Source organism: Enterobacter cloacae complex sp. 277I4, assembly GCF_050031465.1.
Lineage (GTDB): Bacteria > Pseudomonadota > Gammaproteobacteria > Enterobacterales > Enterobacteriaceae > Enterobacter > Enterobacter cloacae.
The window spans coordinates 3,118,936-3,144,017 of sequence record NZ_JBLGWC010000001.1 but is presented as its reverse complement, the minus strand read 5'-3'; the positions used below and the strand labels follow the sequence as shown (position 1 = coordinate 3,144,017).

Here is a 25,082-nt window from a genome sequence, read left to right as displayed (position 1 = left end):
ATAATCATATCTATTCAAATTACCTGACGGGTAATTTCTACATTTGTAACCCTATCTTTCTGCATCTGCTGGCGTTTTAATCACGCCAGAAGGTGCTCCTTAACAATTATTTCTTCTTTTTTCCGCTCAGGTAATCATTAGCTTCCATCATCAAAACCCTAGCAAGATTCAACGCTGCTTTGAATTCAGGTGAGTTTTCATCCTTGTAGTTTTCACCAATCGATGGCTGATCTGGCAAAAGCGTTATCCCCTTACCATCGCTATCTAACGCATCCTGAAGTATCTGAACTATCTCAGAGTTCATGGATCTGCCGTTAGCCTTGGCACGCTCTGCTATGGCGTCACGCATTCCTGCTGGCAGTCTCACGTTGAAACGATCCATCTCTTGGCTAGGGAATTTACTCATTATCAAGACTCGCTGATACAAATTTGTATCATGATAGCACCTACTTGACATCATTATAAATGGTGTTAAATTGGTTGTAGTACCAAGTTGGTATCATTGTTGAGGAATTAATTATGCAAACCACTACATATGCTGGTCGTAAAAGTGAAAGTTTTCAGCTTCGCCTGCCGGGGCAGATGAAAGAGGAGATTCGAAAAATGGCGGAGATGGATGGTATTTCAATTAATTCTGCGATAGTGCAAAGACTGGCTAAGAGCTTGCGCGAGGAGCGCGCTAATGGTCAGTAAAAAAGACGAAACCCGGCAGTGTGGGGACACGAACCGGGCTTCTATGTCAGTAACCGTATGCAAGGAAACCAACATGAATATTGTAGCAAAATCAGATCTTAACTTCCAAGGTAAAGCACTGGTTCCGGTGTCAAACATTACTGGAACCTGGCTCACATCTTCAGATCTCGCTAAGGCTCTCCAGTACTCCAACAGTCGCGCCGTAACGATGATTTATAACAAATATGCTGATGAGTTCACCAACGGCATGACTCAGGTACTCGAAGTGAGTACCTCAGGGAATTATCGCAAAAAGGTTCGTGTCTTCTCCCTTCGAGGCGCTCACCTGATTGCTATGTTTGCCCGCACTGATGTAGCCAAAGAATTCCGCCGCTGGGTACTGGATATTCTGGATCGTGAGGTTCAGCACTCACCGATCGCCAAGCAGTTCACAGACCAGGAACTCTGTGATTTAGCCTGGTTGTGGCGTGCAGGAGCGGTGATGATTACTGCCTGTCGAGACATCTACCCGCTTCTTAAGGTGGCTGAACACCGCCAGGCTGGACATTTTTACTCAATCGGCCACGAATTTACCCGGACATTGAATAAAGGCCGTGAAGTCCTCAAGAGAGAAACGGCGCATATCGAATTTCAACCATGGAAGGATGATAACTGGAGCAGGGTTTTGCCTCACCTGCGTCAGGAGATGTTGCAGTGATGCAAAAAGAAAAGCCGACAGTTACGAGCTGCCGGCTTCCATTGAAACTTGTCAGAAGGATCCAACTAATGACGTCATTAAATTTAGCAGTTCAAGAGCGAATTGTCGATCCCCAGCCGTTGCCGGTGATTGAATGGAAGGCCTTGCGAGTTGTTACAACCGAAACTCTGGCTTCAGGTTATGGTACGGATGACGTAAATATCCGTATGAACTTAAGCAATAATAAAGACAGATTCATTGAAGGAGTTCATTACTTCACTCTAACAGGTTCAGAATTAAAGGAATTTAAGAACAGAGTAAATGATAATTACTCTGTTAAAAAGCGAACTCGCTCTCTGACTCTCTGGACAGAGAAGGGCGCTGCCCGCATGTCTAAGATTGTCGACACTGACGCAGCATGGTCTTTCTTTGAGCGACTTGAGGATTCGTATTTTCGTCCGACCCCCTCTGTTGGCATTCCACTGACCTATGAGGCAGCGCTGGAAGATCTGCTGTCAAAGGTAAAGGAAAACCGCATTATCGCAGAGCAGCGTGACCGAGCAGTAAAAGAGAAGCTTTGGATCTCTGAAAAACGAGAAGTAACCGCGATGGCTACAGCATCCGCAGCAGTGAGAGCCAAAAATAAACTGGCTGAGCGCGTAGGTGAGGGTAAGAATTATGCCGCCATTATTCCCGTGGAAAAGAAGCTTGGGCAAAAGTTTAAATGGCAACCTTTGCGCAAGTGGTGCCGGGAGAATGATGCTGAGCCGCGCGAGGTTGAAGATCCGCGATTTGGCACTGTGAAGTCCTGGCCTCGAGCCGCATGGATGGCGGTGTATAACGTGGATTTACGCAAGATATTTTAATCGGCGGAAAAGTCCGCCAATCGGCCGACTTCTCGGTCGATCAATATTCAACCCGCTTCGGCGGGTTTTTCATAACTAAATTTCTACTCCCACCCGTCACTTATAAATCAGCTCACTCGCTTCGCTTGATCTGTGCCTGCAAATGATAATACTGTATATGCATACAGTTTAATTTGTGAGGTGATCATGCCACGCACAGCAGACATAAAGACCGCCTTTATTGCGGCCATACAGCTAAATCCTAAGGGCTACCAGTACCTTCGGACCGATAGGTTCATAGAGAAGCTGCGTGAGTACAACTGGCACTTTTCCGCGTCTGATGCCAATGCATGGATAGAACGTTACCAGCAAGACTTTGTGGATAAGACAACAGACCACAGCGATAACCGATACTGGATCCTGCGTAACATGGGGAGGGTGCAATAATGGGCTTTCCTTCACCGGCATCGGATTACGTTGAGCAACAACTTTCCCCTGTTGTGCTGTGTAACATAGGAGCGGATAGCAAAGTGCTGGAGACAGATATTGGTTTTGCGGTTATCGAACCGTGCGTGAAAACCTGCGAAGGAGATGTCCTTCTGATTCTGAGCGATGGACGCACGCAGTTTGCAAAGCTGATGGGTAAAGCGCTCATTACGGATGATGGGGAGGCAATAGAAGGAGCTGCGCTTGCAGATGTGGAGGTGTTAGGAGTGGCGACGTTCTTCATCAACCGAGTAAGGGAAGATGACTGTCCGGTGGTGTAATGGGGCATGGATGGGACACGAAACAGCACTCGCTCTAAGGTGAACTTAGACGACTGATGTTTTCGACGACTCTAACCATCTGTTATTTGGTGCGCTCTTGGACGATCTTTGTCGATTATGAAAAATGTATGCTCATGTGATGGGGATGCAGGTCTAAGACCTGGACGATCTTCGCTGGCAGCCTTAGCGCTTTAATGCCACAATATTTTTTTCTTCGAATGCAGGAAAGATGATGAAAAAAATAGCAATTGCTGGCGCGCTGCTGGCACTCACCGGGTGCGTACAGGTAGATAGCTACAAGGATGTGATTAAACATCCTGTTCCGGCACATCTGGCGGGATACTGGCAGTCAAAAGGGCCGCAGAGCAAAATGGTCAGCCCGGAGGCGATTGCCACGCTGGTGGTGACGGAGGAGGGCGATACGCTGGACTGCCGTCAATGGCAGCGCGTAATTGCCGTGCCGGGTAAAATCATGCTGCGTTCAGACAGCTATTACAACGTGACCAGCAAGCTGGATATCTACCCGCTGGAGCGCGATGGCTCGGTGCTGGAGTATGATGGCATGGAGCTGCAGAAGGTCGATCGCCCAACGGTTGAATGTGCCGATTACCTGAGCAAAAATCCGCTGGAGAGTAAGCTACCGTAGCCGTTTTTGGTGTTTGCACCCTCTCCCTGTGGGAGAGGGCCGGGGTGAGGGCATCTGGCCGCACTCTTCAAATACTACAATGCATCCTCAATCACCCACACGCTCACGCTTCCGCCTTTGCAGGTAAATGTCCCTTCGCCATCCGCTGCGGTGGTGACCGTTTCTTCACGATTGCCGAGAAAATCACGCCAGGTTTTGTTGCCGTAGTTTTCCCCAAGGCAGATCACCTTCTCGCCATCATCACCGTTGGACATCACCACCACGCAACCGGGATCCTCTTCCGTGCCACTGCGGCTGAATGCGATGCAGTTAGGGTGGTCAAAAAACAGTGTCTGCACGCCGTGGGCAAAGCGCTGACGGGCGAGGATCAGCTCGTGCAGTTGCTCAATCACCGGCATATCAATGTGGTAAGTTTCACCGTCTCTCCCGGTATCGTCATAGCTGGCGCCAAAGAGATCGGGATAAAACACGCTCGGCACGCCATTTTCCCGCAGCAGGATCAGAGCGTAGGCCAGCGGTTTAAACCAGGCTTCCACCGGGGCTTCAAGCGCCTGCAACGGCTGTGTGTCATGGTTGGCAACCAGCGTCACCGCATGGAACGGATCGGCCTCCACCAGCGTGCCGGTGAAAATCTGGCTCATGTCGTAGTCCCGCCCCTGGCGTGAGGCCTCGTGGAATTTCATCTGCAGGGGGGCATCAAACAGCATCGTTTTACCCTCGACCTGATTAATATACGCCTGCAGTTTATCCACCTCGTGCGACCAGTATTCCGCGACGATAAACAGCGGCTGCGTCGCCACTTCCTGAACGTGTTCAATCCACTCCTTATAGAACCAGGCGGGGATGTGTTTGACCGCATCCAGGCGGAATCCGTCGCAGCCGGTTTGTTCCATGACCCAGCGCGCCCAGTACTTGATCTCCTCCGTCACGGCATGGTTACGGAAATCGATATTTTCGCCCATCAGATAGTCGAAATTACCCATTTCGTCATCGACCTGATCGTTCCAGCCTTCGCCGGTGTAGTCATTGACGATTTTGAAGATGCCATCCTCATCGGGGTTTTCGATGTGGTCGATGCCGCTAAAGCATTTGTAATCCCAGACGAACTGCGAATACTGTCCGGCGCGGGCAGGGAAGGTGTAGCGGGTCCAGGCTTCGCACTCGATGATCTCATCATCGATTTGTGTGCGATCCTGTTCGTTCACACGCTGAACGCGAACGTGCTCTTTCTCATCGGCGCCCATTTTGTGGTTAACCACCACGTCCAGCAGCACCGCGATGTTATTACTTTTGAGCGCATCAATGGCTTCCAGAAGCTGGGCTTTATCACCGTATTTGGTGGCAACACTGCCTTTCTGGTCAAACTCGCCGAGATCAAACAGATCGTAAGAATCATACCCGACCGAGTAACCGCCCGATGCGCCTTTATAGGCTGGCGGCAGCCAGATCATATTGATGCCGATTTCGTTAAGATTGGGGGCTAATGCCGTGACCTCTCGCCACAATTCACCGCCTGCAGGGTAATACCAGTGAAAGCATTGTAACAGGGTGGGGTTTTTCATCGTCCGTGCTCCAGAAGCCGTTTGGCTGACTTCTGGAGTATGGATGAAGAAATCATAATTGTGTGTCGCGGGTCAAACTTTCTGGATAAAGAATATTCCCTGACAGCTTTCCATAGGTTGATGTGATGGATTGCTGTTTACCGGTTTGATCAATGAGGCTGCGCAGTTCGTCCATGCGTGTGGCAAGCAGCATTTTGAGCTCGGTCTCGTTTTGCAGAACCTTCTCGAGTAGAAAACGTGCCTGCTCAATCTGGGACGGATGTGCCTCCGAAATAGGGTTTTTGGAGATATTCTCTACCAGCTGAACATAAGATATCTCAAGGGTAATGAGCTCGTCCCAGAGACCGGAACGAGCATGTTTTAACATGGTAAGGCTGAGGTTATAGAGGGCCTGCCAGTTATCAAGAGCGGACGCTGGATTATTCATCAATAGATATCCTGAGAAGAAGGACCATTGGGACCAATTTGTTTCCACGCATCCGCAATGTTATTGAGCAGCGCTTCGACCTCTACAATCGCCTCCACGTCGTTACGCAGATTTGCATGCAACAAACGTCTGACCATGTACTCGTACAGCGCGGCAAGGTTGCCCGGCAGTTCACTGTCGATCTCCATATTCAGACCGGCTTTTAACCCGTTATCGATAATATTGATCGCCTTCGATAAGGCTTCGCCTTTTTCGGTGATTTTACCTTCGTCCAGGAAAAGACGGGCGCGGACAAGGGCACTCAGTGCCCCGTCAAACAGCATTACGACAAGTTGATGCGGACTGGCACTCAGCACCGCGCTTTCCAGCCCGACCTGCTGATAAGCTCGGGCGCCATTTTGTGCATACATATACGTTCCTTACGACTAAGAACTGAACTGCTGTTTCAGGTAGGTGGCCGTGTTATTCAGTTTACTCATCATGGTATCAAGACTGTTGAACTGTGCTTTATAACGGGCCATCGTGGCTTCGATGCTCGCTTCCATTGCGTCGTAGCGCTTATCCAGGGTTTTCAACGTGCTGTTGATACCGTCAGTCGCGCTTTTGATGATCCCTTCTTTACCGGTGGTCGTGCTCAGCATGGCGGTCAGGGTATTGCCCATCTGCGTGGCCAGACCGGTTGTTTTGCCATCGCCAATAAAGTAGGCCTGCACCGCTTCCGGGCTGTCGGTGAGCGCTTTTGTCAGTTTGGCATCGTCGATTTTCAGGTTACCCATTGAGCCGTCAGCGCCCACGGTAGGATCCTGGGTGATACCGAGCTGGGCCATGATCGCGTAGGAGCCAGACTGGACCACGGTCAACATATCGCGCAGCTGTGACTGTACAGAACGCACGGTGTTGTCACCCAGCAGCGCACCGTTGCTGGCGGACTGATCGGCACCGGCTTCCACTTTCACATACTTGGTGATGCTGGCGATGGTCGACTGCAGGGAGTTGTAGGCGGTAACCCAATCCGTGACGGCTTTTTTGGTGGCATCGGTAGAGCGGGTAACATCTAAATTTTCGCTCTTGGTGCTTTCTGCCTTCAGGGTGAGGGTTACGCCCGGCAGCGCGTCATTAATTGTGTTGGTCGAACGCTCAATGTCGATGTCGTTGATGGTAACCAACGCATTTTGTGACGCGGTTTGCTGATTCATCGCGCCGGTATTCGTGGATGAGTCGTAGCTGATAATGCCTTTTAAGGTGTCGTCACCGGTTACCGTCACCGTCATGTCATTGGCCGTGCCGGTGGTTTTCGAGGACAGCATCAGGGTGTACTCGTTGTCCTTCGACTTCACTACCGTTGCCGTGACGTTGCCGTTAGCCTTGTTAATCGCGCTGGCAATACCGTTCAGGCTGGTGTCGCCGTCAGCAAGATCGACGGTCAGCGGTTTGGTGGTGCCTGGCTGGCTGATGGTGATGGTACGCGTGGTACCGGTAGTCGCTCCCAGCTGCGCGGTGGCACTGGTCTGGACGGCAGAGGTTAATACCTGAGCTTTCGCCAGCGATTTAACCTGTACGCTATAGGAACCAACCGCTGCACCGGCCGTGGTGGTGGCGCTGAAGGCGGTGTTGGTCGAGCCAATAGACGCCGCGTTCCAGGTGTCCGTTTTTCCCAGGGCTGCAGTGGCGGTATTCAGCGACGTCATTGCACTTTGCAGCTTACTGAACGCACTCAGCTGGGCATTATAGGACGTCTGCTGATTGGTGATGGTGTTCAGCTTGGTTTTTTCAGCCGTTTCGAGGTTGTTATACAGTGTTGCCAGATCCAGACCTGAACCTACGCCCAGACTCGTAATAGTCGCGCCTGAAGAGAGAGTGATTGAGCTACTCGCCATTTTTTTATTTCCTTTAGCCAATGGTAGTTTCAGGTAGTTATCGGCGACTTATGCAGATAGTTTACGTTTCAGGTAAAAAAATTATCGGCTGAATAGCGCTCAACCTTACGGCCATATAGCACTATTGGCGCGTGAGAGACATATATAAAAGAAAAACGCGGGAAGAATAAAATGTGAAAACGTTTCCTGAAAAATAGCGTTTCTGATGGCGCTCTGAGTAGACTTTAATAACTATAAATTTATTAAAATCAATTGGTTAATAATTTTTTGACGAAATTTCTAAAGTCTTATTCAGACCCGTCGATAACTTTCATGACGGTGAGAGACGCCGTGAGTGTTAAGGCACCGACCCTAGAAACCATTTTTGAAGGAATTAAATTATGGCAGTTATCAATACTAACCTGTTGTCCCTGACCACTCAGAACAACCTGAACAAATCTCAGTCTTCTCTGGGCACTGCTATCGAGCGTCTGTCCTCTGGTCTGCGTATCAACAGCGCGAAAGATGACGCTGCTGGCCAGGCGATTGCTAACCGCATGACCTCCCAGGTTAAAGGTATGACCCAGGCGGCGCGTAACGCCAACGACGGTATCTCCCTGGTTCAGACTGCTGAAGGTAACCTGAACGAAATCAACACCAACTTACAGCGTATTCGTGAACTGTCTGTTCAGGCTGCTACCGACACTAACGGTTCTTCTGACCTGACTTCTATCAACACTGAAATCAAACAGCGTCTGGCTGAAATCGACCGTATCGCGGGCGCAGCTAACTTCAACGGTAAGAAACTGCTGGACGGTTCCGTATCTACCGCGCTGAAAATTCAGGTTGGTGCAGGTACTTCTTCTAACGACACCATCTCCATCGACAGCAACGCGCTGATCAACGCCACCTCTGGTACCCTGAGCGCTGGCCTGAGCACTGCAATCTCCGATAACGCCTCTGCACAGGCTGTTATCTCTGCTGCTGACGCTGCAATCGCGAAAATCGATACCGCGCGTTCTAACATGGGTGCGATTCAGAACCGTTTCGAATCTACCATCAACAACCTGAACAACTCTATCAACAACCTGTCTGCTGCTCAGTCCCGTATCCAGGACGCTGACTACGCTACCGAAGTTTCCAACATGTCTCGCGCGCAGATCCTGCAGCAGGCTGGTACTTCTGTACTGTCTCAGGCAAACCAGGTTCCACAGGCAATGCTGTCTCTGCTGCGTTAATCGCCGCGCCTGTTTCACAAAAGGTTGCTGGAAACAGCAACCTTTTTTTTTGCCCGTCAGACAATCTCCGAAATAAGCCATTATTCCCGGGGGTGTTCCTTCCATTATCCCGGATATTCCCTTGTACGATGGGTAAGAATCGCAATCTTACTAAGAGAATCGGGATGAACAAGTTCGAGCGTACACGATCGCTGCATCAGTTTTACCGTGACGAATTTTCACGGTTAATTTTCCTGCCGGAAACGGATGCATTGCCTGCGCATATCGTTACCGAAATCCTGCATTATAAAAATTCCGATATTGCCACGCTCGAACCCCAGATCATGGAAGCCATGACCGATCTGGATGCAGACAAAGAACTCGCCGTGAAGCGCATGCTGTGCGCGATTGCTGCTGCAAACGCCGCGTTTGATTTTAAAAATGAAGGGAAGCCCACGCCATTTTCAAAAGAGATGAGCGACACCATTACCGGCTGGGTGGTAGAGGCGCTTCAACACGACAACAGCATTAATCTTCTGGTGGCGGGTATTCAGGTTTTCTTCCGCATTAACGAAATTGACGCCGCCTTATTCCTGATTTCTAACTACTACGCGGTGGTGAGTCCTTCCCCAACCGTGATGAAAATATTGTTGTTGGTTTGTCTGATGGAAGATGATTTTAATCAGATGCAGACGCTTATCCAGCAGCTGACCGCCAATCCTGAACATATTGGTGAAGACGCGTTAACGATGCTGATGATCGTCACGGGCATTCATAAGCTGGGTGGCTGTCCCGAATCGTTCATCGATTTTTCCGCCCTGAAAATGCCTGATTATGAGCCTGATTTTTCGCACTACGAGTGGCTTCTTCCGGCGGAAGAAAACGGAAAAACCACGGTTCTGGTGGCGTGCGACAAACGTTATTACTTCGATCATGCCCTGACGCTGTTAGGGTCTGTCTACCACACCAACGGCGATGGGCTTAACGTTCACCTGCATCTTTATAACCCGGATGATGAGACAAAGGCGCACGTTAATGCCCTGCACCAGCGTTTTCCGGGCATGGTGATATCCGCGACGGCCGAAACCATTACACCTGTTTTTGGTATCAACGTCTGGTACGCCTCAAGACGCTTTGTCTTCCTTAGCTATGCGCTGAGCGTATTCACGTCACCGATCATGGTGCTTGATGCGGATTGTCTGGTGCGTAAGAACTGGTCGGATATTGAGCCACATCTCCCGAAGAGTGAGATTGTCCTCTCTTACAGCAACGGCGCGCCGCCGTGGGAGCAGGTGCCTGCGGGCTTTGTCTATACGGTCCCTGGCACGCTTTCGCGTAAATACCTTTCGCTTGTCGCCACCTTTATTGACTGGAACTTACGTCGCGGTAATGCGGAGTGGTTCCTTGATCAGGTCGCGCTGTCGGTCTCTCTGGATGCCCTTCCGGCGATAGAACAGATGGCCATTCATCGCGAGCCGCTGGAGAAACTGATCGACATTCGCTACACCGACGACACGTTCAGCTGGACCGTGACCACGCAAAAATCAGGCGGCGAAGCGTACCAGAACTATAAAGCTGCGATGCAACAAACCTATTTTGGCTAACCACTGAACTCATGGAACTTTCTCTGTATGTTGTATCCAGATAATCGATTCACGCTATCCAGTCTGCAGGCTGCCGCTGCCCTGTATCAGTTTCCTGCCGGGGCGCCTGAGAATGCGCGCGTCCTGGATTTAGGCTGCGGACAGGGAGATGTGTTGTTATCCGCTGCGCTGGCCTGGCCGGATTGTGTCGGGATAGGGATTGATAGTAACGAAGAGGCTGTTTCAGCGGGGCAGAGGCAGGCGCAGCGTCTGGGTATCGCCAATATCGAACTGGTTGCGGCGGGTCTTAACGATGTGTTGAGCGTGTCGCCGGGTGAGTTCGATTACATTCTGATCCGTGGGGACTTTATTCCTGCTGGCATGCCAGAGCGTGACGCGCTGTTGCAGTGGTGTCGTCGTCATTTGGCGGCGCGCGGCATGATTGCCATTCATCAAACCTTTACCCCGCCTGAGTCCGCGGCGCAATATGTCCAGGATGCGCTGGCTTTCCATGCACGTCTGGCGGGCCGGCCAGAAGAGCAGGTGGCGTTTGCTCGCGGCATGCTCAGCTATCTGGCCATGACTCAGCCGGAAGGCGAGATCAAACACCATGTGCTCGCGATGGAGCACGTTGACGACGCCACCCTTAGTGAGATGCTGGCAAGCGCCACCCATACCTCCGGGCAGTTTATTCACTTCAACGATAGCCTTTCCGCCTGCGGGTTACGCTACGTGGGAGATGCGCTGCCGCAGTACGAAACGGGTGAAAGTGTTAGCGAGCAAATTCATCAGCTGCACGCTCTGGTCTCATCCGGACAGACGTCGATTGCCGCGCAGCAATATCTCGATTTTGCCGTCAACCGTCGCGAGCGCGTCAGCCTGCTTTCCCGTGATGATGCCGTCAACGCGGCGGCGCTGGATTTTACCCGCCTGAACACGCTGCACTGGGCCGGTGATTTCAGGCGTTACCGCAACGAGCGGGGTGAGGTTGTTAATGCTCACACCAACGCGGAAGGGAAGTTTTTCTCAACGCTTAATACCACGACCCTGCACATTCTCGATCTGCTTGGCGGCGCATGGCCGCTGAGCCTGTCGTTTGAACAGCTGGTGTTCAACACCCGTCTTCCTGAAAAGGAGGAGAATGTCGCCCAGCAGGTACTTGAGTCACTGAAAGATCTGTTTCTCAATCAAATTCCGGGACTCTACTGGGCCGGTTCACCAGGGCCATACAATGTTCAACCGGAACGTGAACTTGCCTTCATTTCACCTCTTCAGGCAGGCGATGACGCCGACGTCACGTTTAATTTGTGGGGCGCGCGCGTCACTCTTAGTCAGGAAGAGCGTGAATTTGCACTTGCAGGCATGGATGTCAATCAGGCCAAAAGCAGCGAACTTTTTTCGGCACTGAAAGCGAAAGGTCTGTTGAAAGGCTCCCCTGAAGCGTGGCGCAGAGCACAGCAGCATTATTTACGCCCGGGGGATGTTGACTATCTCAAACGTAGCATCGATACGCTGTTGCTGCTTAACGTCGGGTCGCAGCAGGGTGGTTTACTGGCTGACGGACAAATAATGGCAGGGGAGAAGGATGAACAGGATCCTGCTATCGATCTCATCTACAAAAACGTCAACGCCCTGATTGCTGCGGGTCTGGCTAAAGACGCGCGCGATTATATCCGCGGACAGATTGAAAACGATCCCCATAACCTGCATATGCTTCGCTGCTATTCCCGCGCCAGCCTGCTGATGGGGGACTGGGATGAGGCCTTATCGGCACTCGGTCAACTGATGAGCCGCTACTCTGCCGGGCAGGATATCTGGTTCGACCTGGCCACGGTGCTGCAGAAAAAGGGTGAGTTGCATTATTCAGCCCGCATCCTCCAGGCGCTGCTGCGGTTGAATAAAAATAACGCGTCATTCTGGAATACGCTGGCGGTGGTGTATCACTCGCGCCGCAACATGGCCATGGCTGAACGCTGTGCCAGAGAGTCTTTGCGCTATAACGCCACGAACCCGCTGCATCTCGCAATGATGGGCATCATTCTGAGTGATAACCAGAAACTGACGGAAGCACGCTATTTCCTTGAGAAATCGCTCGAGTTTGCGCCGGGTGATTTTGACTGTTTCACCAGCTTGCTGTTTGTTCTGACCCACGATTTTTCCGTCTCGCCGGAGGTGCTCTTCGAGCGCCATCTTGCTTATGGCGAGCTGGTGAGCGCATGGGCGAAAAAATTCGACCTGACGCTGCCGTGGCAGGGTAGCAAGGATCCTGAGCGGCCGCTGCGCGTCGGCTTTGTCTCCGGCGATTTCCGCAACCACCCGGTAAGCCGTTTCCTGCGGCCGTTCTGGGATGGTATGGACCGGGAACAGTTCTCCCTCTACGGCTATAGCACGCTCGATAAAGATGATGCCGTCACGGAGCACTTCCGTAACACCTCGACGAAGTGGTTATCCGTTACCGATCTCAATAACGTTGAGCTGGCAAAACAGATCCACAGTGACGGGATCGATATTCTTTTTGACCTCTCGGGCCATACCACCGGAACGCGGTTACCTGCGTTTGCCTTTAAGCCTGCGCCAGTGCAAATCACCTGGCTGGGCTACCCGGGCACGACCGGGATGACGCAGATGGATTACCGCATTATCAGTACCGGGTTTGTCAGAAATGCGGCGATAGACGCGCAGTTCACGGAGAAGCTGATTGCGATCCCGCTTGATAATTTCTTCGAGCCGGATGCGTCCAGTCCTGACGTCAATACGCTGCCAGCCCTGACGAACGGCTGGTTTACCTACGGTAGCTTTAACCGTCCTAAAAAATTGAACGATCGGGTCTTCGCGCTGTGGGCGCGCATTCTCCAGCATAACGCCACGTCAAGGCTGCTGATTGGATTTATGGATGATGACGCGATGATCGCCCGCTACCGCAAGAAGCTCAATGCGCTGGGCGTGGCGGATGAACAGCTCATCTTCCGTAAAACCACGGGAATGGAGGCCTACCTGCAGATGCATCACGAGGTGGACATGCTCCTTGACTCCTTCCCATACAACGGAGGCACCACCACCAGCCATGGCATCTGGATGGGCGTCCCGACGCTCACCCTGGCAGGGGCGACCTATCCTGCCCGTCAGGGGCTGGAGATTATGCATATCTACGGGCTGGATGAATTTGTTGCGGAAAGTCAGCAGGACTATTTCGATAAAGCCGTGCGCTGGCAAACCCAACTGGAAACCCTTAACGCCTTGCGCCAGAGCATGCGGAGCACGATCCCGACGCAGGGGCAGAGCAATGTGGCGATTCCTTTCCAGCAGGCCCTACGTCAGGCCTGGCGTAAATGGTGTGCTGACGAAGCACCTCACAGTTTCCGGGTAACAGGTACTGAGGATTAACTTATGAAAAATGTCTACGTTACCAGTCCACTTCTTCCGCCACTTGAGGAGTTTATCCCTTACCTGGAGACCTTGTGGGAAAGTAAAATTTTGACCAACAGCGGGCAATTCCATCAGCAACTGGAAGAGGCGCTGGCGGCCTATCTTGGCGTAAAGCATGTCTGCCTGTTCTCTAACGGCACGCTCGCGCTGCTGACGGCGCTGCAGACATTGCGTATTACGGGCGAAGTGATCACCACGCCATACTCCTTTGTCGCCACCTCTCACAGCCTGCTGTGGAATGATTTAACGCCGATGTTTGCCGATATTGACCCTGTCACGTTTAATATCGATCCGGATCGCATTGAAGAACTGATTACGCCTAAAACAACGGCCATCATGCCGGTCCACTGCTATGGTATTCCGTGCGATATGGAACGCATCCAGAAGATTGCCGATACCTATGGGCTGAAGGTGATTTACGATGCGGCCCACTGTTTCGGCGTCAAACAGGATAACGCCAGCATTCTCAATTATGGCGATCTCTCCGTGCTGAGCTTCCACGCCACGAAGGTATTTAATACCTTCGAAGGGGGCGCCATTATTTGCCACGACGCCAAAACCAAACAGCGCATCGATTATCTTAAAAACTTTGGCTTTGCCGATGAAACCATCGTGATGGCGCCGGGTATTAACGCCAAGATGAATGAAGTGCAGGCGGCCATGGGACTGCTGCAATTAAAGTATATTGACGGTGCGCTGCAGGAACGTGCGGTGATTTATCAGCGTTACGTTGAACTGCTCGATGCCGCGCTTCCGGCGCTGGAATACATTAAACCGGCCAGTAATATTGAATGGAATTACTCTTACTTCCCGGTACTTATTCGTGCAGATTCGGCGGTCAGCCGGGATGCGATTTATGCGGAATTACGTAAGCATAATATCTATGCCCGCCGTTATTTCTATCCGCTTATCAGCGCCTTCCCGATGTATCGCCACTTCCCGACGGCGAATGTACAACATCTCCCGGTTGCCGATGAAATTTCTCATGCGGTGCTTTGCCTGCCTATCTATCCCGGACTGCCGGTGGCCGATCAGCGTCGTATTATTGAGATTATTCAGGGCTTGTTTATCGATGCTGCTCATGCGGCTGAGCCTGCGCTGGTGGTCAATGGATAGGAAAGGAAACCGATGAAGCTGGCGATCATGCAACCCTATTTTTTCCCGTATTGCGGCTATTTTCAGCTCATGGCGGCCGTTGATGCTTTCGTGGTGTATGACAACATCAAATACACGAAAAAAGGGTGGATTAACCGTAACCGTATTCAGGTTCGCGGTGCGGAGTCGTTAATCTCGCTGCCGCTAAAAAAAGACTCGGACTTTCTGGATATCAGGGAGCGGCAGCTCTCAGCCACATTTGACCGCAACAAGCTGTGCAATCAGATAATCGGGGCGTATCGCCACGCCCCCTCATTTTCTGCGGTAATGCCGGTGGTTGAGGAGATTATTCAGAACCCGGACGAAAACCTTTTTAATTATCTGTGGCAGGGGCTGAACCGGCTGCGGGACTATTTTGGCTTCTCCTGCGAGCTGATTGTCTCGTCCTCATTACCGGCGAATCACGCGTTAAAGTCTCAGGATCGCGTCATCGATATTTGTCAGGTGATGAACGCCCGTACGTATATTAATCCCCCGGGGGGCATGGCGCTCTATTCCCGGGAGGATTTTGTCGACCGCGGGCTTGAGCTGAAATTTATCCAGCCGCAGCCGTGGCACTACCCGCATTCTGACGCGGCGTTTATTCCGTGGCTGTCGATTATTGACGTCATGATGTTTAACCCTCGCAATGAGGTGGTTCGTCGCCTCCAGCATGGTTATGAGTTAATTTAATATGTTTACATGGAAAAAATTGGGTAAGGTCTTTACCCCGCAGGAAGTGACCCATCTCCCCTGGCTTAAAGAGTTTGCGCAGGCTCCTGCGACGCTGATCTTTGATGATTTCGTACGCGTCTATTTCTCCTGCCGTCCACCCGCCGATGAACAGGGAAAATATGTCAGCTACTCTGCCTGGGTCGATTTGGCACGTGACGATCTCTTCCACGTGTTGCGCGTCGCCCGCGAACCGATTCTCCCGTTGGGCGGATACGGAGAGTTCGACGAATTTGGAACCTATCCCGTCTCCGTAATGCGCGATAACGATGTGGTAAAAGCCTGGTATGCAGGCTGGACCCGCTGCGAATCGGTGCCGTTTAACGTGGCAATTGGCATGGCGGTGAGCCATGACCAGGGGGAAACCTTTGTTAAAGCGGGCCCGGGACCGGCTATTGGCTACTCACCGGATGAGCCGTTTGTGATGAGTGGGCCAAAAATTCGCAGATTCAATAACCAGTGGCAGCTTTTTTATATCGCCGGGCGCAAATGGAAGTGGGTGGATGGCCGCGCAGAGCCGGTCTACAAGATCCGCATGGCGACCTCTGACGATGGCATCAACTGGACGAAGCTGAATAAAGATCTGATCCCCAGCCGTATCGAAGAGGACGAGGCGCAGGCCAGCCCGGATGTCTTTTACGCCAATGGCAAATACCATATGTTCTTTTGCTACCGCTACAGCGCCCATTATCGCGGAAAGCAGAACGGTTACCGCATCGGCTACGCGTGGAGTCTGGATATGATCACGTGGCATCGGGATGACAGTAAAGCTGGCATTGATGTGTCTGCCTCCGGGTGGGATGCCGAGATGATCAGCTACCCACACGTATTTGAACTGGATGGCACTATTTACATGGCTTATCTGGGGGATCAGGTGGGCCGCTATGGCTTTGGCCTGGCACAACTGGAGGGCAAATTATGCTAACCCTGAACTGGCGTAAGCACGGACTTATCTATTCGCCGTCGCAGTTTCCTCCTCTGGCAAATGGGGTGGGGTTTGCCCAGTCTCCGCAAGCGCTGGTGTTTGATGACTTTGTCCGTATCTATTTCTCCACGCGTGAGCAAGAAAAGCACTCAGCAAAGTTCATCAGCCGCGTCTGCTATGTGGATATGGATAAATCTCTGCGGGAGGTGCTTCGCATCAGTCCCGAGCCGGTGCTTGCTCCTGCTGAACTGGGCACATTCGACGAGCACGGTATTTTCCCCTGCAACGTTTTACGTCACGACGGCAAAATCATGGCCTGGACAACCGGGTGGAACCGTCGCGTTTCGGTCTCGGTTGATACGGCCATTGGTCTGGCAGTAAGCACAGACAATGGCGAACACTTCACCCGTGTCGGTACCGGGCCGGTGATGGGCCCCTCATTGCACGAGCCACACTTAGTGGGTGATGCCTTTGTCATCCATACCCGTGAACGTTTCCACATGTGGTACATCTTTGGCACGGGCTGGAAAAAGCGCACGCCGGAATCGGTGCCGGATCGCATTTATAAAATTGCCCATGCGGAATCAGACGATGGCATCAACTGGCAGCGTGACAGCCAGCAAATCATTCCTTCGGTGTTGGGGGAAGACGAATGTCAGGCGCTGCCGACGGTGATTGAAATCAATGGCCGGTATCATATGGTCTTTTGCTTCCGGGAGTGTTTCGACTTCCGTACTGGGCAGGGGCGCGGTTATCGTCTGGGCTATGCCTGGTCTGATGATTTACACCACTGGCATCGTGATGATAGCCAGATGGCGTCGCTCGCGTCCGTGGATGACTGGGACAGCGAAATGCAGTGCTATCCCCATCTTTTCCGCTGCGATGAAAAAGTCTACTTGCTTTATAACGGTAATGCGTTTGGCAAAGCGGGCTTCGGCCTTGCGGAACTGGTGTTATGAATCGCTGGGTGTTTTGTCAAAACCGCGCCTCTCGGGAGGAGATAGTCGAACATTTTAACCGGTGTGACCCGCTATTTATTGCGTCAATCAGCGAAAGAATAGCGTTACAGGACTATGCCCAAAAAATAGTGGCGCGGGCATGGCGAAGCGAAGCCTGGCAAAACAACACGCTCAGCGGACTGGTGGCTGCCTATTATAACGCGCAGCGTCAGCAGGGATTTATTACCAATGTTTCCGTTTTGCCGGACGCTCAGTATTGCGGCATGGGTAGTCAGCTGTTAATTCAAAGCATTGCACATTTACACTCCCTGGGTGTGACTGAAATTAATCTTGAAGTCGATAAGAATAACGTGTCGGCACAACGTTTATATCTAAAGCATGGTTTTACCTTTGGAATAGCAAACGGTTCAAAGATAACCATGACTTTACAGAGAGAGAAAACAACATGACCCTTCGTGATTACAATCTGGAAATCAAGGATACTGCCGATCATCAGTACGCCTATAACTTTGATTTTGATGTGATGCACCCTTTTATGATTCGTGCGTTCACACCGTTCTTTAAGCCGGGTAATTTACTTGAACTGGGTAGTTTTAAAGGTGATTTCACCGCACGCCTGGCTGAAAAATTTAACGCCATCACCTGCGTGGAAGCTTCCAAAGAGGCGATGACCATCGCCCGTGAGCGCCTGGGAAAAAATGTCTCGTTTGTCCATTCCCGCTTTGAGGATGTTCAACTTCCTGAGCGTTATGACAATATTGTTCTCACCCATGTGCTGGAGCATATTGACGATCCCGTTAACCTCTTAAAACGCATTAATGATGAATGGCTAACGGATGACGGACACCTTTTTCTGGTGTGTCCCAATGCGCATGCCGCTTCCCGACAGATTGCGGTCAAAATGGGATTAATCTCGCATAATAGTGCGGTGACGGAGGCCGAGTTTCTCCATGGCCATCGTTGCACTTATTCTCTGGATACGCTTGAGAGAGATGCCCGTCTTGCCGGACTGAATGTGGTTTATCGCACAGGTATTTTTTTCAAAGCGCTGGCTAATTTCCAGTGGGATAAACTTTTACAGACGGATATCATCTCGACGCAATATCTTGAGGGCTGCTACGAGTTAGGCCATCAATACCCTGATTTATGTTCAAGCATATTCTTGCTGTGTAAAAAAGGCTGACGTTATTCCTGCTGCAGGATGCATGTTATCCCGACATGCATCGGTAACCCCCAAATAACCCCTTATTTTACCCACTATTCATCCAATTGAACGCCCTGCAGAATCGGATAATCATGCCGATAACTCAACTAACGCAGGGCTGTTTATCGTGAATTCACTCTATACCGCTGAAGGTGTAATGGATAAACACTCGCTGTGGCAGCGTTATGTCCCGCTGGTGCGTCACGAAGCATTGCGCCTCCAGGTGCGTTTGCCGGCGAGCGTGGAACTGGACGATCTGCTACAGGCGGGCGGTATCGGGTTATTGAATGCAGTTGACCGATACGACGCTCTGCAAGGAACGGCATTTACCACTTACGCAGTTCAGCGTATTCGTGGTGCGATGCTGGACGAGCTGCGCAGCCGGGACTGGGTGCCGCGCAGTGTTCGCCGCAACGCGCGCGAAGTGGCGCATGCGATGGGGCAGCTGGAACAGGAACTGGGACGCAACGCGACGGAAACGGAAGTGGCGGAACGGCTTGGTATTCCTGTTGAAGAGTATCGTCAGATGTTGCTCGATACCAATAATAGCCAACTCTTCTCTTATGACGAGTGGCGCGAAGAGCATGGCGATAGCATCGAGCTGGTGACGGATGAGCATCAGCAAGAAAACCCGTTACACCATTTAATGGAAGGTAATTTACGCCAGCGCGTGATGGAAGCCATTGAAGCTTTGCCAGAGCGCGAACAGCTGGTGTTAACCCTCTATTATCAGGAAGAGCTTAATCTCAAAGAGATTGGCGCTGTTCTGGAAGTGGGGGAGTCGCGGGTAAGCCAGCTGCACAGCCAGGCCATCAAACGCTTACGAACCAAGCTGGGTAAGTTATAGGTGATTGATTCACCTGAAAAATGCCGCACAACGTATTGACAACCAGGAGTTATCATGACGGTGCAGCAATCTAAAAGACGGCCTTTAAGCCGCTACCTGAAAGACTTTAAACACAGCCAGACGCATTGCGCCCACTGTAACAAATTACTCGATCGTATCACGCTGGTTCGTCGTGGCGAAATCGTCAATAAAATTGCGATTTCTCGTCTCGACACGTTGATGGACGAAGCCGCGTGGCTCGAAGAGCAGAAAGAGTGGGTGGCGCTTTGCCGTTTCTGTGGCGATCTCCACTGCAAAGAGCAAAGCGACTTCTTCGATATTATCGGTTTCAAACAGTTCCTGTTTGAACAGACCGAGATGAGTCACGGGACCGTTCGCGAATATGTGGTTCGCCTGCGTCGCCTGGGACAGCATCTGACCGTGAATAACATTTCCCGCGATCTGCTCAAGACCGGCTATCTGGATGAAAACCTGGAGCCGTGGCTGCCTGCGACCAGTACCAATAACTACCGTATTGCGCTGCGCAAGTACGCACAATATAAGGTCCAAATGCCGGCGGCGGTAAAGCAGAAAGCCCACGCCGGGACAACTTCTGATATATATTAAAAAAGAATAAGATGTAGCGCAGTCGCCTTTGACCTTGCAGGCGATTTCTCTACACTACACAAAAATTCCACTATATCGGGGTACTTATGAAATTAGCACTTCTGGGTCGTCAGGCGCTGATGGGCGTTATGGCCGTTGCGCTGGTCGCGGGAATGAGCGTGAAAACCTTCGCCGCAGAGAACCTGCTTAACAAAGTGAAAGAGCGCGGTACGCTGTTGGTCGGGCTGGAAGGAACCTATCCTCCGTTCAGCTTCCAGGGTGATGACGGTAAACTGACCGGTTTCGAAGTGGAATTTGCGGAAGAACTGGCGAAACACCTTGGCGTGAAAGCGTCCCTGAAACCGACCAAATGGGACGGTATGCTGGCGTCGCTGGATTCCAAACGTATTGATGTGGTGATTAACCAGGTGACCATTTCTGACGAGCGTAAGAAGAAGTATGACTTCTCCACGCCGTACACCGTGTCCGGTATCCAGGCGCTGGTGAAGAAAGGCAACGAAGGCTCAATCAAAACGGCCGCGGATCTGAAAGGTAAAAAAGTCGGTGTCGGTCTGGGAACCAACTACGAAGAGTGGCTGCGCCAGAACGTTCAGGGTGTGGATATCCGCACCTATGATGATGACCCGACAAAATACCAGGATCTCCGCGTTGGCCGTATCGATGCCATCCTGGTTGACCGTCTGGCGGCGCTGGATCTGGTGAAGAAAACCAACAATACCCTGGCGGTCGCCGGTGATGCGTTCTCTCGTCAGGAATCCGGGGTTGCTGTCCGTAAAGGTAACGAAGACCTGGTCAAGGCGATCGACTCCGCCATTGCGGATATGCAAAAAGACGGCAGCCTGAAAGCGCTTTCTGAGAAGTGGTTTGGGGCAGACGTCACCAAATAAGTCTTTGACGTTAAAAAAAGGCGCTTTTAAAAGCGCCTTTTTTATTTCTTACGCGTCTGCGTGCATAATGAAAAATATCACATTTTGTCTGAGTTACCGGAGAACCCATGTCACTACAGAATTTAACGCGCTTTCCCCGCCTGGAGTTTATCGGCGCGCCGACGCCGCTGGAGTATCTGCCGCGATTTTCTGACTATTTAGGACGCGATATTTTTATTAAGCGTGATGACGTGACGCCAATGGCGATGGGGGGCAATAAGCTGCGCAAACTGGAGTTTCTGGCGGCTGATGCGCTGCGTGAAGGGGCGGATACGCTCGTCACCGCAGGGGCGATTCAGTCCAACCACGTTCGCCAGACGGCGGCGGTGGCGGCAAAACTTGGGCTGCACTGCGTGGCGTTGCTGGAAAACCCAATCGGTACACGGGCAGAGAACTACCTCACCAACGGTAACCGTCTGCTGTTGGATCTCTTTAACGTACAGGTTGAAATGGTCGATGCGTTGACCGACCCGACCGCACAGCTCGATGAGCTGGCCACACGCCTTGAAGCACAGGGCTTTCGTCCGTATGTCATTCCGGTGGGCGGCTCGAATGCGCTGGGTGCGCTGGGGTATGTGGAAAGCGCGCTGGAGATTGCTCAGCAGTGCGAAGGGGCGGTGAGCCTATCGTCAGTGGTGGTTGCCTCTGGCAGTGCAGGCACGCACGCGGGGCTGGCCGTCGGGCTGGAGCACCTGCTGCCGGACGTTGAGCTGATTGGTGTGACGGTATCGCGCAGCGTTGCGGATCAGAAACCCAAAGTGGTGAGCTTGCAGCAGGCGGTGGCAGAGCAGCTGGAGCTGAAGGCAAAGGCCGATATTCTGCTGTGGGACGACTATTTTGCGCCGGGTTACGGCACGCCGAACGAAGAGGGAATGGAAGCGGTTAAACTGCTGGCGCGCCTTGAGGGCATACTGCTGGATCCGGTCTATACGGGCAAAGCGATGGCCGGGCTTATTGATGGCATTGCGCAGAAACGCTTTAAGGATGAAGGGCCGATTTTATTTGTGCACACCGGCGGCGCGCCCGCGCTGTTTGCCTATCATCCTCATGTCTAAAAATCAGGTCGAAAAATAATAATGCAAGAAAGTATTCAACTGGTTATCGATTCGCTGCCGTTCCTGCTGAAAGGCGCGGTGTTCACCTTACAGCTCAGTATTGGTGGCATGTTCTTCGGCCTGGTACTCGGGTTTGTGCTGGCCTTAATGCGTATGTCGCCCGTCTGGCCGGTGCGCTGGCTGGCTCGCTTTTATATCTCTGTGTTTCGCGGTACGCCGCTTATCGCGCAGCTCTTTATGATCTACTACGGTTTACCGCAGTTCGGGATTGAACTGGACCCGATCCCGGCAGCGATGATTGGTCTGTCGCTTAATACGGCGGCGTATACCTCGGAAACCCTTCGTGCGGCAATTTCGTCGATTGATAAAGGGCAGTGGGAAGCCGCGGCCAGTATCGGTATGACACCGTGGCAAACCTTGCGCCGGGCCATTCTGCCGCAGGCGGCGCGGGTGGCGTTGCCGCCGCTCAGCAACAGCTTTATCAGCCTGGTGAAAGACACCTCGCTGGCGGCGACGATTCAGGTGCCGGAGCTGTTCCGTCAGGCGCAGCTTATCACCTCGCGCACGCTTGAAGTGTTTACCATGTATCTTGCTGCCTCGCTGATCTACTGGGTGATGGCGACGGTGCTGTCTGCCCTGCAAAACTATTTTGAAAACCAGCTTAACCGCCAGGAGCGTGATCCAAAATGAGTGCTATCGACGTTAAAAACCTGGTGAAGAAATTCCACGGGCAAACGGTGCTCCACGGGATCGATCTGGAGGTGGAGCAGGGTGAAGTGGTGGCGATTATCGGCCCGAGCGGCTCAGGAAAAACCACGCTGCTGCGCAGCATTAACCTGCTTGAACAGCCGGAGGGAGGCACCATTCGGGTTGGGGAGATCACCATTGATACCGGTAAATCCATCAGCCAGCAAAAAGGCCTGATCCGCCAGCTGCGCCAGCACGTGGGGTTTGTTTTCCAGAGCTTCAATCTGTTCCCGCACCGGACGGTGCTGGAGAACATTATTGAAGGTCCGGTGATTGTGAAAGGTGAACCAAAAGAGGAAGCCACGGCACGCGCGCGTGAACTGCTTGCCAAAGTGGGGCTGGCAGGGAAAGAGACCAGCTACCCGCGTCGTCTTTCGGGCGGGCAACAGCAACGTGTGGCGATAGCCCGCGCGCTGGCAATGCGCCCGGATGTGATCCTCTTTGACGAACCCACTTCTGCGCTTGATCCTGAGCTGGTGGGCGAGGTGCTTAACACTATTCGTCAGCTGGCACAGGAAAAACGCACCATGGTCATTGTGACTCACGAAATGAGCTTTGCCCGTGACGTCGCCGACCGGGCTATTTTCATGGATCAAGGACGGATTGTGGAGCAGGGGCCGGCAAAAAGTTTATTTGCCAACCCGCAGCAGCCGCGAACCCGTCAATTCCTTGAAAAATTCCTTATGCAGTAGCATTTTTGCACGCATTTGCTCCAGATTTTTCTTCTGGAGCAAATTATTCTCTCGCGGTTTCGTCTGTCATGTTTTTTTATTCCGCTCAGTACAGATAAACCTTATCAAAACTAAAGTTAATTGTGCTATTGCCGATATTTTGTGGTTAGAAATAAGTTTTATGTGTTAGGTTATATTCACCTTAATAATGAATATCATTTCAGAGGCTTCATTTAGTAAGTATGAAGGATTCAGACTTTTTCACCTGGCGACGGGATTGCTTCCTCCGGTTTCAGGCACTGACCAGTGCCAGTGAGGTATATCAGGAACTACAGCGACAAACTCAGGCGCTCGAATTTGATTATTACGCACTCTGTGTGCGCCATCCTGTGCCATTTACGCGCCCCAGGATATCTGTGCACGCCACGTATCCGCAACGGTGGATGGCGCAATATCAGTCAGAGAATTATTTCGCCATTGATCCGGTGCTCAAACCGGAGAATTTCATTCAGGGCCATTTACCCTGGACGGATGAATTATTCGCGGATGCTGAGGCATTATGGAATGGCGCACGCGACCATGGCTTGCGTAAGGGAATAACACAGTGCCTGATGCTGCCAAATCACGCGCTCGGTTTCCTGTCCGTTTCGTGTACCAGCGTTCAGGCGGGCGCGATCACCAGCGAAGAATTAGAGCTGCGGTTGCAGATGCTGCTGCAAATGGCGTTAACCAGCCTGCTGCGTTTTGAAGATGAGATGGTGATGCCACCCGAAATGAAATTCAGCAAACGTGAGCGGGAAATTCTGAAATGGACTGCGGAAGGGAAGACATCAGCGGAAATAGCGATCATTCTCTCTATCTCGGAGAATACCGTTAACTTCCATCAGAAGAATATGCAGAAGAAATTCAACGCGCCAAACAAGACGCAGATTGCGTGTTACGCGGCGGCGACAGGGTTAATCTGAGCAGAGAGAACGTTCTGCGTGCCAGACGAGATAACGGCTGAATGCAACACATTCAGCCGTTTTTTTTACTGACGGTAGGCTTGTTTAATTTGCTTAACGGTATTGGCAAATACCGCTGACTCAGCCTGGTTTTCCATCTGCGCGATTTGCTTTTCCATTTTAATGATCACACGTCCGGCGTCAGCCTGACCCATTGCCTGTAACATCAGCGTCAGCAGGGCTTTCAGGCAGTTGACTTCCTGGGCCAGTTCCTGGCTATTCTCCGCAGTTGCAAATTCAGGTGTGCTCATTTATTTTCCTCGTTATAAAACAGCGCTCGCGCGCGATGATGCAAGTCAAGGCGGCGGAGTATACCACAAGCTGTTCCAAAAAATGCAGCGGTTGTTTTTCATACTTTTCCGCAGGGTGTTTATTTGCATAAACACCGCGTGCCAGTAAACTGTACAGGGTCGAAGATTATTAATTGTTTATGGCCGGTTCGCTTGCCGTTAATTATTGTTACAAAAATTTGAGAACTGTTTTTTTGACCGTGACGGGGCAGCGATTTTTGTAACTTTTTGAATACAGATGCTTAAAAAAAGCCGTACAAGCGCTCACCGCGCGGGCTTTCTTT

General features: G+C 51.7%; 29 protein-coding genes. 22 read left to right on the top strand and 7 right to left on the bottom strand.

Annotated elements, in window-relative coordinates:
* Positions 1-106: 106 nt before the first annotated feature.
* A complete protein-coding gene (locus ACQG19_RS15280; protein WP_426725931.1) occupies positions 107-406 on the bottom strand; it encodes an Arc family DNA-binding protein in 300 nt (99 codons plus the stop codon).
* Between the two features lie 113 nt (positions 407-519).
* Between ACQG19_RS15280 and ACQG19_RS15275 the strand changes: the two genes are divergently transcribed.
* The 6 genes from ACQG19_RS15275 (at position 520) to yedD (ending at position 3,627) form a co-directional block, all read left to right on the top strand.
* Positions 520-693 carry an Arc family DNA-binding protein gene (locus ACQG19_RS15275; RefSeq protein ID WP_045286118.1) on the top strand — a complete coding sequence of 58 codons (174 nt, stop codon included), beginning with the start codon at positions 520-522 and terminating at the stop codon, positions 691-693.
* Positions 683-1,390, top strand: coding sequence for a P22AR C-terminal domain-containing protein (locus ACQG19_RS15270; protein ID WP_420026249.1), 708 nt, complete (start codon positions 683-685; stop codon positions 1,388-1,390). The genes ACQG19_RS15275 and ACQG19_RS15270 overlap by 11 nt, the downstream gene beginning before the upstream one ends.
* Before the next feature lie 68 nt (positions 1,391-1,458).
* Entirely contained in the window at positions 1,459-2,235 is a 777-nt protein-coding gene (locus tag ACQG19_RS15265; RefSeq protein ID WP_426725930.1) for an ORF6N domain-containing protein, read from the top strand.
* A gap of 186 nt (positions 2,236-2,421) precedes the next feature.
* Positions 2,422-2,661: a hypothetical protein gene (locus ACQG19_RS15260; RefSeq protein WP_337253651.1), complete on the top strand. Its 240-nt coding sequence runs from the start codon at positions 2,422-2,424 to the stop codon at positions 2,659-2,661.
* Complete coding sequence (locus ACQG19_RS15255) at positions 2,661-2,981, top strand: hypothetical protein (protein ID WP_063924273.1); 321 nt, start codon at positions 2,661-2,663, stop codon at positions 2,979-2,981. Before ACQG19_RS15260 ends, ACQG19_RS15255 begins: the two co-directional genes overlap by 1 nt.
* Before the next feature lie 232 nt (positions 2,982-3,213).
* Positions 3,214-3,627, top strand: coding sequence for a lipoprotein YedD (gene yedD / locus ACQG19_RS15250; RefSeq protein ID WP_013096004.1), 414 nt, complete (start codon positions 3,214-3,216; stop codon positions 3,625-3,627).
* A 74-nt stretch (positions 3,628-3,701) separates the two neighbouring features.
* On the opposite strand, the gene amyA is transcribed toward yedD, so the two are convergent.
* Genes amyA through fliD form a run of 4 tightly spaced genes read right to left on the bottom strand, consistent with a single transcriptional unit; the run spans position 3,702 to position 7,493 of the window.
* On the bottom strand, positions 3,702-5,189 hold the full coding sequence (gene amyA, locus ACQG19_RS15245) for an alpha-amylase (protein WP_194500451.1): 1,488 nt from the start codon (positions 5,187-5,189) through the stop codon (positions 3,702-3,704).
* 52 nt (positions 5,190-5,241) lie between these two features.
* Positions 5,242-5,616: a flagella biosynthesis regulatory protein FliT gene (gene fliT, locus ACQG19_RS15240; RefSeq protein WP_013096006.1), complete on the bottom strand. Its 375-nt coding sequence runs from the start codon at positions 5,614-5,616 to the stop codon at positions 5,242-5,244.
* The gene (gene fliS, locus ACQG19_RS15235) at positions 5,616-6,026 is read right to left on the bottom strand and encodes a flagellar export chaperone FliS (RefSeq protein WP_023622487.1); all 411 of its coding nucleotides are present in this window, start codon (positions 6,024-6,026) and stop codon (positions 5,616-5,618) included. The genes fliT and fliS overlap by 1 nt, the downstream gene beginning before the upstream one ends.
* Before the next feature lie 15 nt (positions 6,027-6,041).
* Entirely contained in the window at positions 6,042-7,493 is a 1,452-nt protein-coding gene (fliD, locus tag ACQG19_RS15230) for a flagellar filament capping protein FliD (RefSeq protein WP_013096008.1), read from the bottom strand.
* A gap of 380 nt (positions 7,494-7,873) precedes the next feature.
* On the opposite strand from fliD, the gene ACQG19_RS15225 reads away from it, so the two are divergent.
* The 16 genes from ACQG19_RS15225 to sdiA all read left to right on the top strand — a co-directional run bounded on the left by ACQG19_RS15225 (position 7,874) and on the right by sdiA (position 24,469).
* Positions 7,874-8,710 carry a flagellin FliC gene (locus ACQG19_RS15225; RefSeq protein WP_013096009.1) on the top strand — a complete coding sequence of 279 codons (837 nt, stop codon included), beginning with the start codon at positions 7,874-7,876 and terminating at the stop codon, positions 8,708-8,710.
* A gap of 164 nt (positions 8,711-8,874) precedes the next feature.
* Positions 8,875-10,293, top strand: a complete 1,419-nt coding sequence (locus tag ACQG19_RS15220; protein WP_058660525.1) for a hypothetical protein — start codon at positions 8,875-8,877, stop codon at positions 10,291-10,293.
* Positions 10,294-10,320: 27 nt separating this feature from the next.
* On the top strand, positions 10,321-13,656 hold the full coding sequence (locus tag ACQG19_RS15215; RefSeq protein ID WP_246932767.1) for a methyltransferase domain-containing protein: 3,336 nt from the start codon (positions 10,321-10,323) through the stop codon (positions 13,654-13,656).
* A gap of 3 nt (positions 13,657-13,659) precedes the next feature.
* Entirely contained in the window at positions 13,660-14,814 is a 1,155-nt protein-coding gene (locus ACQG19_RS15210) for a DegT/DnrJ/EryC1/StrS family aminotransferase (RefSeq protein WP_246932765.1), read from the top strand.
* 12 nt (positions 14,815-14,826) lie between these two features.
* Entirely contained in the window at positions 14,827-15,525 is a 699-nt protein-coding gene (locus ACQG19_RS15205) for a WbqC family protein (RefSeq protein WP_013096013.1), read from the top strand.
* Between the two features lies 1 nt (position 15,526).
* The gene (locus tag ACQG19_RS15200) at positions 15,527-16,489 is read left to right on the top strand and encodes a glycosylase (protein WP_028028148.1); all 963 of its coding nucleotides are present in this window, start codon (positions 15,527-15,529) and stop codon (positions 16,487-16,489) included.
* Positions 16,483-17,448 (top strand): hypothetical protein, encoded by a 966-nt coding sequence (locus ACQG19_RS15195; RefSeq protein ID WP_013096015.1) that lies wholly within the window; start codon positions 16,483-16,485, stop codon positions 17,446-17,448. The genes ACQG19_RS15200 and ACQG19_RS15195 overlap by 7 nt, the downstream gene beginning before the upstream one ends.
* Positions 17,445-17,897: a GNAT family N-acetyltransferase gene (locus tag ACQG19_RS15190; RefSeq protein WP_246932762.1), complete on the top strand. Its 453-nt coding sequence runs from the start codon at positions 17,445-17,447 to the stop codon at positions 17,895-17,897. Before ACQG19_RS15195 ends, ACQG19_RS15190 begins: the two co-directional genes overlap by 4 nt.
* Positions 17,894-18,631 carry a class I SAM-dependent methyltransferase gene (locus ACQG19_RS15185; RefSeq protein ID WP_246932760.1) on the top strand — a complete coding sequence of 246 codons (738 nt, stop codon included), beginning with the start codon at positions 17,894-17,896 and terminating at the stop codon, positions 18,629-18,631. The genes ACQG19_RS15190 and ACQG19_RS15185 overlap by 4 nt, the downstream gene beginning before the upstream one ends.
* 148 nt (positions 18,632-18,779) lie before the next feature.
* On the top strand, positions 18,780-19,499 hold the full coding sequence (locus ACQG19_RS15180) for an RNA polymerase sigma factor FliA (protein WP_013096018.1): 720 nt from the start codon (positions 18,780-18,782) through the stop codon (positions 19,497-19,499).
* 54 nt (positions 19,500-19,553) lie between these two features.
* The gene (gene fliZ, locus ACQG19_RS15175; protein ID WP_013096019.1) at positions 19,554-20,105 is read left to right on the top strand and encodes a flagella biosynthesis regulatory protein FliZ; all 552 of its coding nucleotides are present in this window, start codon (positions 19,554-19,556) and stop codon (positions 20,103-20,105) included.
* An 86-nt stretch (positions 20,106-20,191) separates the two neighbouring features.
* Complete coding sequence (gene tcyJ, locus ACQG19_RS15170; RefSeq protein WP_013096020.1) at positions 20,192-20,992, top strand: cystine ABC transporter substrate-binding protein; 801 nt, start codon at positions 20,192-20,194, stop codon at positions 20,990-20,992.
* Positions 20,993-21,099: 107 nt separating this feature from the next.
* Positions 21,100-22,086 carry a D-cysteine desulfhydrase gene (gene dcyD, locus ACQG19_RS15165; protein WP_020687612.1) on the top strand — a complete coding sequence of 329 codons (987 nt, stop codon included), beginning with the start codon at positions 21,100-21,102 and terminating at the stop codon, positions 22,084-22,086.
* A 21-nt stretch (positions 22,087-22,107) separates the two neighbouring features.
* Positions 22,108-22,776: a cystine ABC transporter permease gene (gene tcyL / locus ACQG19_RS15160; RefSeq protein WP_013096022.1), complete on the top strand. Its 669-nt coding sequence runs from the start codon at positions 22,108-22,110 to the stop codon at positions 22,774-22,776.
* On the top strand, positions 22,773-23,525 hold the full coding sequence (gene tcyN / locus ACQG19_RS15155) for an L-cystine ABC transporter ATP-binding protein TcyN (RefSeq protein WP_013096023.1): 753 nt from the start codon (positions 22,773-22,775) through the stop codon (positions 23,523-23,525). Before tcyL ends, tcyN begins: the two co-directional genes overlap by 4 nt.
* A gap of 221 nt (positions 23,526-23,746) precedes the next feature.
* Positions 23,747-24,469, top strand: coding sequence for a transcriptional regulator SdiA (gene sdiA, locus ACQG19_RS15150; protein ID WP_023622078.1), 723 nt, complete (start codon positions 23,747-23,749; stop codon positions 24,467-24,469).
* Between the two features lie 65 nt (positions 24,470-24,534).
* On the opposite strand, the gene ACQG19_RS15145 is transcribed toward sdiA, so the two are convergent.
* Positions 24,535-24,759, bottom strand: a complete 225-nt coding sequence (locus ACQG19_RS15145; RefSeq protein ID WP_013096025.1) for a DUF2594 family protein — start codon at positions 24,757-24,759, stop codon at positions 24,535-24,537.
* Positions 24,746-24,826 (bottom strand): hypothetical protein, encoded by an 81-nt coding sequence (locus ACQG19_RS15140; protein ID WP_418250438.1) that lies wholly within the window; start codon positions 24,824-24,826, stop codon positions 24,746-24,748. Before ACQG19_RS15140 ends, ACQG19_RS15145 begins: the two co-directional genes overlap by 14 nt.
* Positions 24,827-25,082: the final 256 nt, after the last annotated feature.

What these genes read in the sequence shown, in the direction of transcription:
- fliS (WP_023622487.1), bottom strand. Translation starts at nt 6,026, where the DNA reads ATGTATGCACAAAATGGCGCCCGAGCTTATCAGCAGGTCGGGCTGGAA.
- tcyN (WP_013096023.1), top strand. Translation starts at nt 22,773, where the DNA reads ATGAGTGCTATCGACGTTAAAAACCTGGTGAAGAAATTCCACGGGCAA.
- ACQG19_RS15190 (WP_246932762.1), top strand. Translation starts at nt 17,445, where the DNA reads ATGAATCGCTGGGTGTTTTGTCAAAACCGCGCCTCTCGGGAGGAGATA.
- ACQG19_RS15220 (WP_058660525.1), top strand. Translation starts at nt 8,875, where the DNA reads ATGAACAAGTTCGAGCGTACACGATCGCTGCATCAGTTTTACCGTGAC.
- ACQG19_RS15255 (WP_063924273.1), top strand. Translation starts at nt 2,661, where the DNA reads ATGGGCTTTCCTTCACCGGCATCGGATTACGTTGAGCAACAACTTTCC.
- ACQG19_RS15225 (WP_013096009.1), top strand. Translation starts at nt 7,874, where the DNA reads ATGGCAGTTATCAATACTAACCTGTTGTCCCTGACCACTCAGAACAAC.
- ACQG19_RS15185 (WP_246932760.1), top strand. Translation starts at nt 17,894, where the DNA reads ATGACCCTTCGTGATTACAATCTGGAAATCAAGGATACTGCCGATCAT.
- dcyD (WP_020687612.1), top strand. Translation starts at nt 21,100, where the DNA reads ATGTCACTACAGAATTTAACGCGCTTTCCCCGCCTGGAGTTTATCGGC.
- tcyL (WP_013096022.1), top strand. Translation starts at nt 22,108, where the DNA reads ATGCAAGAAAGTATTCAACTGGTTATCGATTCGCTGCCGTTCCTGCTG.
- ACQG19_RS15280 (WP_426725931.1), bottom strand. Translation starts at nt 406, where the DNA reads ATGAGTAAATTCCCTAGCCAAGAGATGGATCGTTTCAACGTGAGACTG.
- ACQG19_RS15195 (WP_013096015.1), top strand. Translation starts at nt 16,483, where the DNA reads ATGCTAACCCTGAACTGGCGTAAGCACGGACTTATCTATTCGCCGTCG.
- ACQG19_RS15265 (WP_426725930.1), top strand. Translation starts at nt 1,459, where the DNA reads ATGACGTCATTAAATTTAGCAGTTCAAGAGCGAATTGTCGATCCCCAG.
- amyA (WP_194500451.1), bottom strand. Translation starts at nt 5,189, where the DNA reads ATGAAAAACCCCACCCTGTTACAATGCTTTCACTGGTATTACCCTGCA.
- ACQG19_RS15210 (WP_246932765.1), top strand. Translation starts at nt 13,660, where the DNA reads ATGAAAAATGTCTACGTTACCAGTCCACTTCTTCCGCCACTTGAGGAG.
- tcyJ (WP_013096020.1), top strand. Translation starts at nt 20,192, where the DNA reads ATGAAATTAGCACTTCTGGGTCGTCAGGCGCTGATGGGCGTTATGGCC.
- ACQG19_RS15200 (WP_028028148.1), top strand. Translation starts at nt 15,527, where the DNA reads ATGTTTACATGGAAAAAATTGGGTAAGGTCTTTACCCCGCAGGAAGTG.
- ACQG19_RS15260 (WP_337253651.1), top strand. Translation starts at nt 2,422, where the DNA reads ATGCCACGCACAGCAGACATAAAGACCGCCTTTATTGCGGCCATACAG.
- fliZ (WP_013096019.1), top strand. Translation starts at nt 19,554, where the DNA reads ATGACGGTGCAGCAATCTAAAAGACGGCCTTTAAGCCGCTACCTGAAA.
- fliD (WP_013096008.1), bottom strand. Translation starts at nt 7,493, where the DNA reads ATGGCGAGTAGCTCAATCACTCTCTCTTCAGGCGCGACTATTACGAGT.
- fliT (WP_013096006.1), bottom strand. Translation starts at nt 5,616, where the DNA reads ATGAATAATCCAGCGTCCGCTCTTGATAACTGGCAGGCCCTCTATAAC.
- ACQG19_RS15205 (WP_013096013.1), top strand. Translation starts at nt 14,827, where the DNA reads ATGAAGCTGGCGATCATGCAACCCTATTTTTTCCCGTATTGCGGCTAT.
- ACQG19_RS15270 (WP_420026249.1), top strand. Translation starts at nt 683, where the DNA reads ATGGTCAGTAAAAAAGACGAAACCCGGCAGTGTGGGGACACGAACCGG.
- ACQG19_RS15145 (WP_013096025.1), bottom strand. Translation starts at nt 24,759, where the DNA reads ATGAGCACACCTGAATTTGCAACTGCGGAGAATAGCCAGGAACTGGCC.
- sdiA (WP_023622078.1), top strand. Translation starts at nt 23,747, where the DNA reads ATGAAGGATTCAGACTTTTTCACCTGGCGACGGGATTGCTTCCTCCGG.
- ACQG19_RS15215 (WP_246932767.1), top strand. Translation starts at nt 10,321, where the DNA reads ATGTTGTATCCAGATAATCGATTCACGCTATCCAGTCTGCAGGCTGCC.
- ACQG19_RS15275 (WP_045286118.1), top strand. Translation starts at nt 520, where the DNA reads ATGCAAACCACTACATATGCTGGTCGTAAAAGTGAAAGTTTTCAGCTT.
- yedD (WP_013096004.1), top strand. Translation starts at nt 3,214, where the DNA reads ATGAAAAAAATAGCAATTGCTGGCGCGCTGCTGGCACTCACCGGGTGC.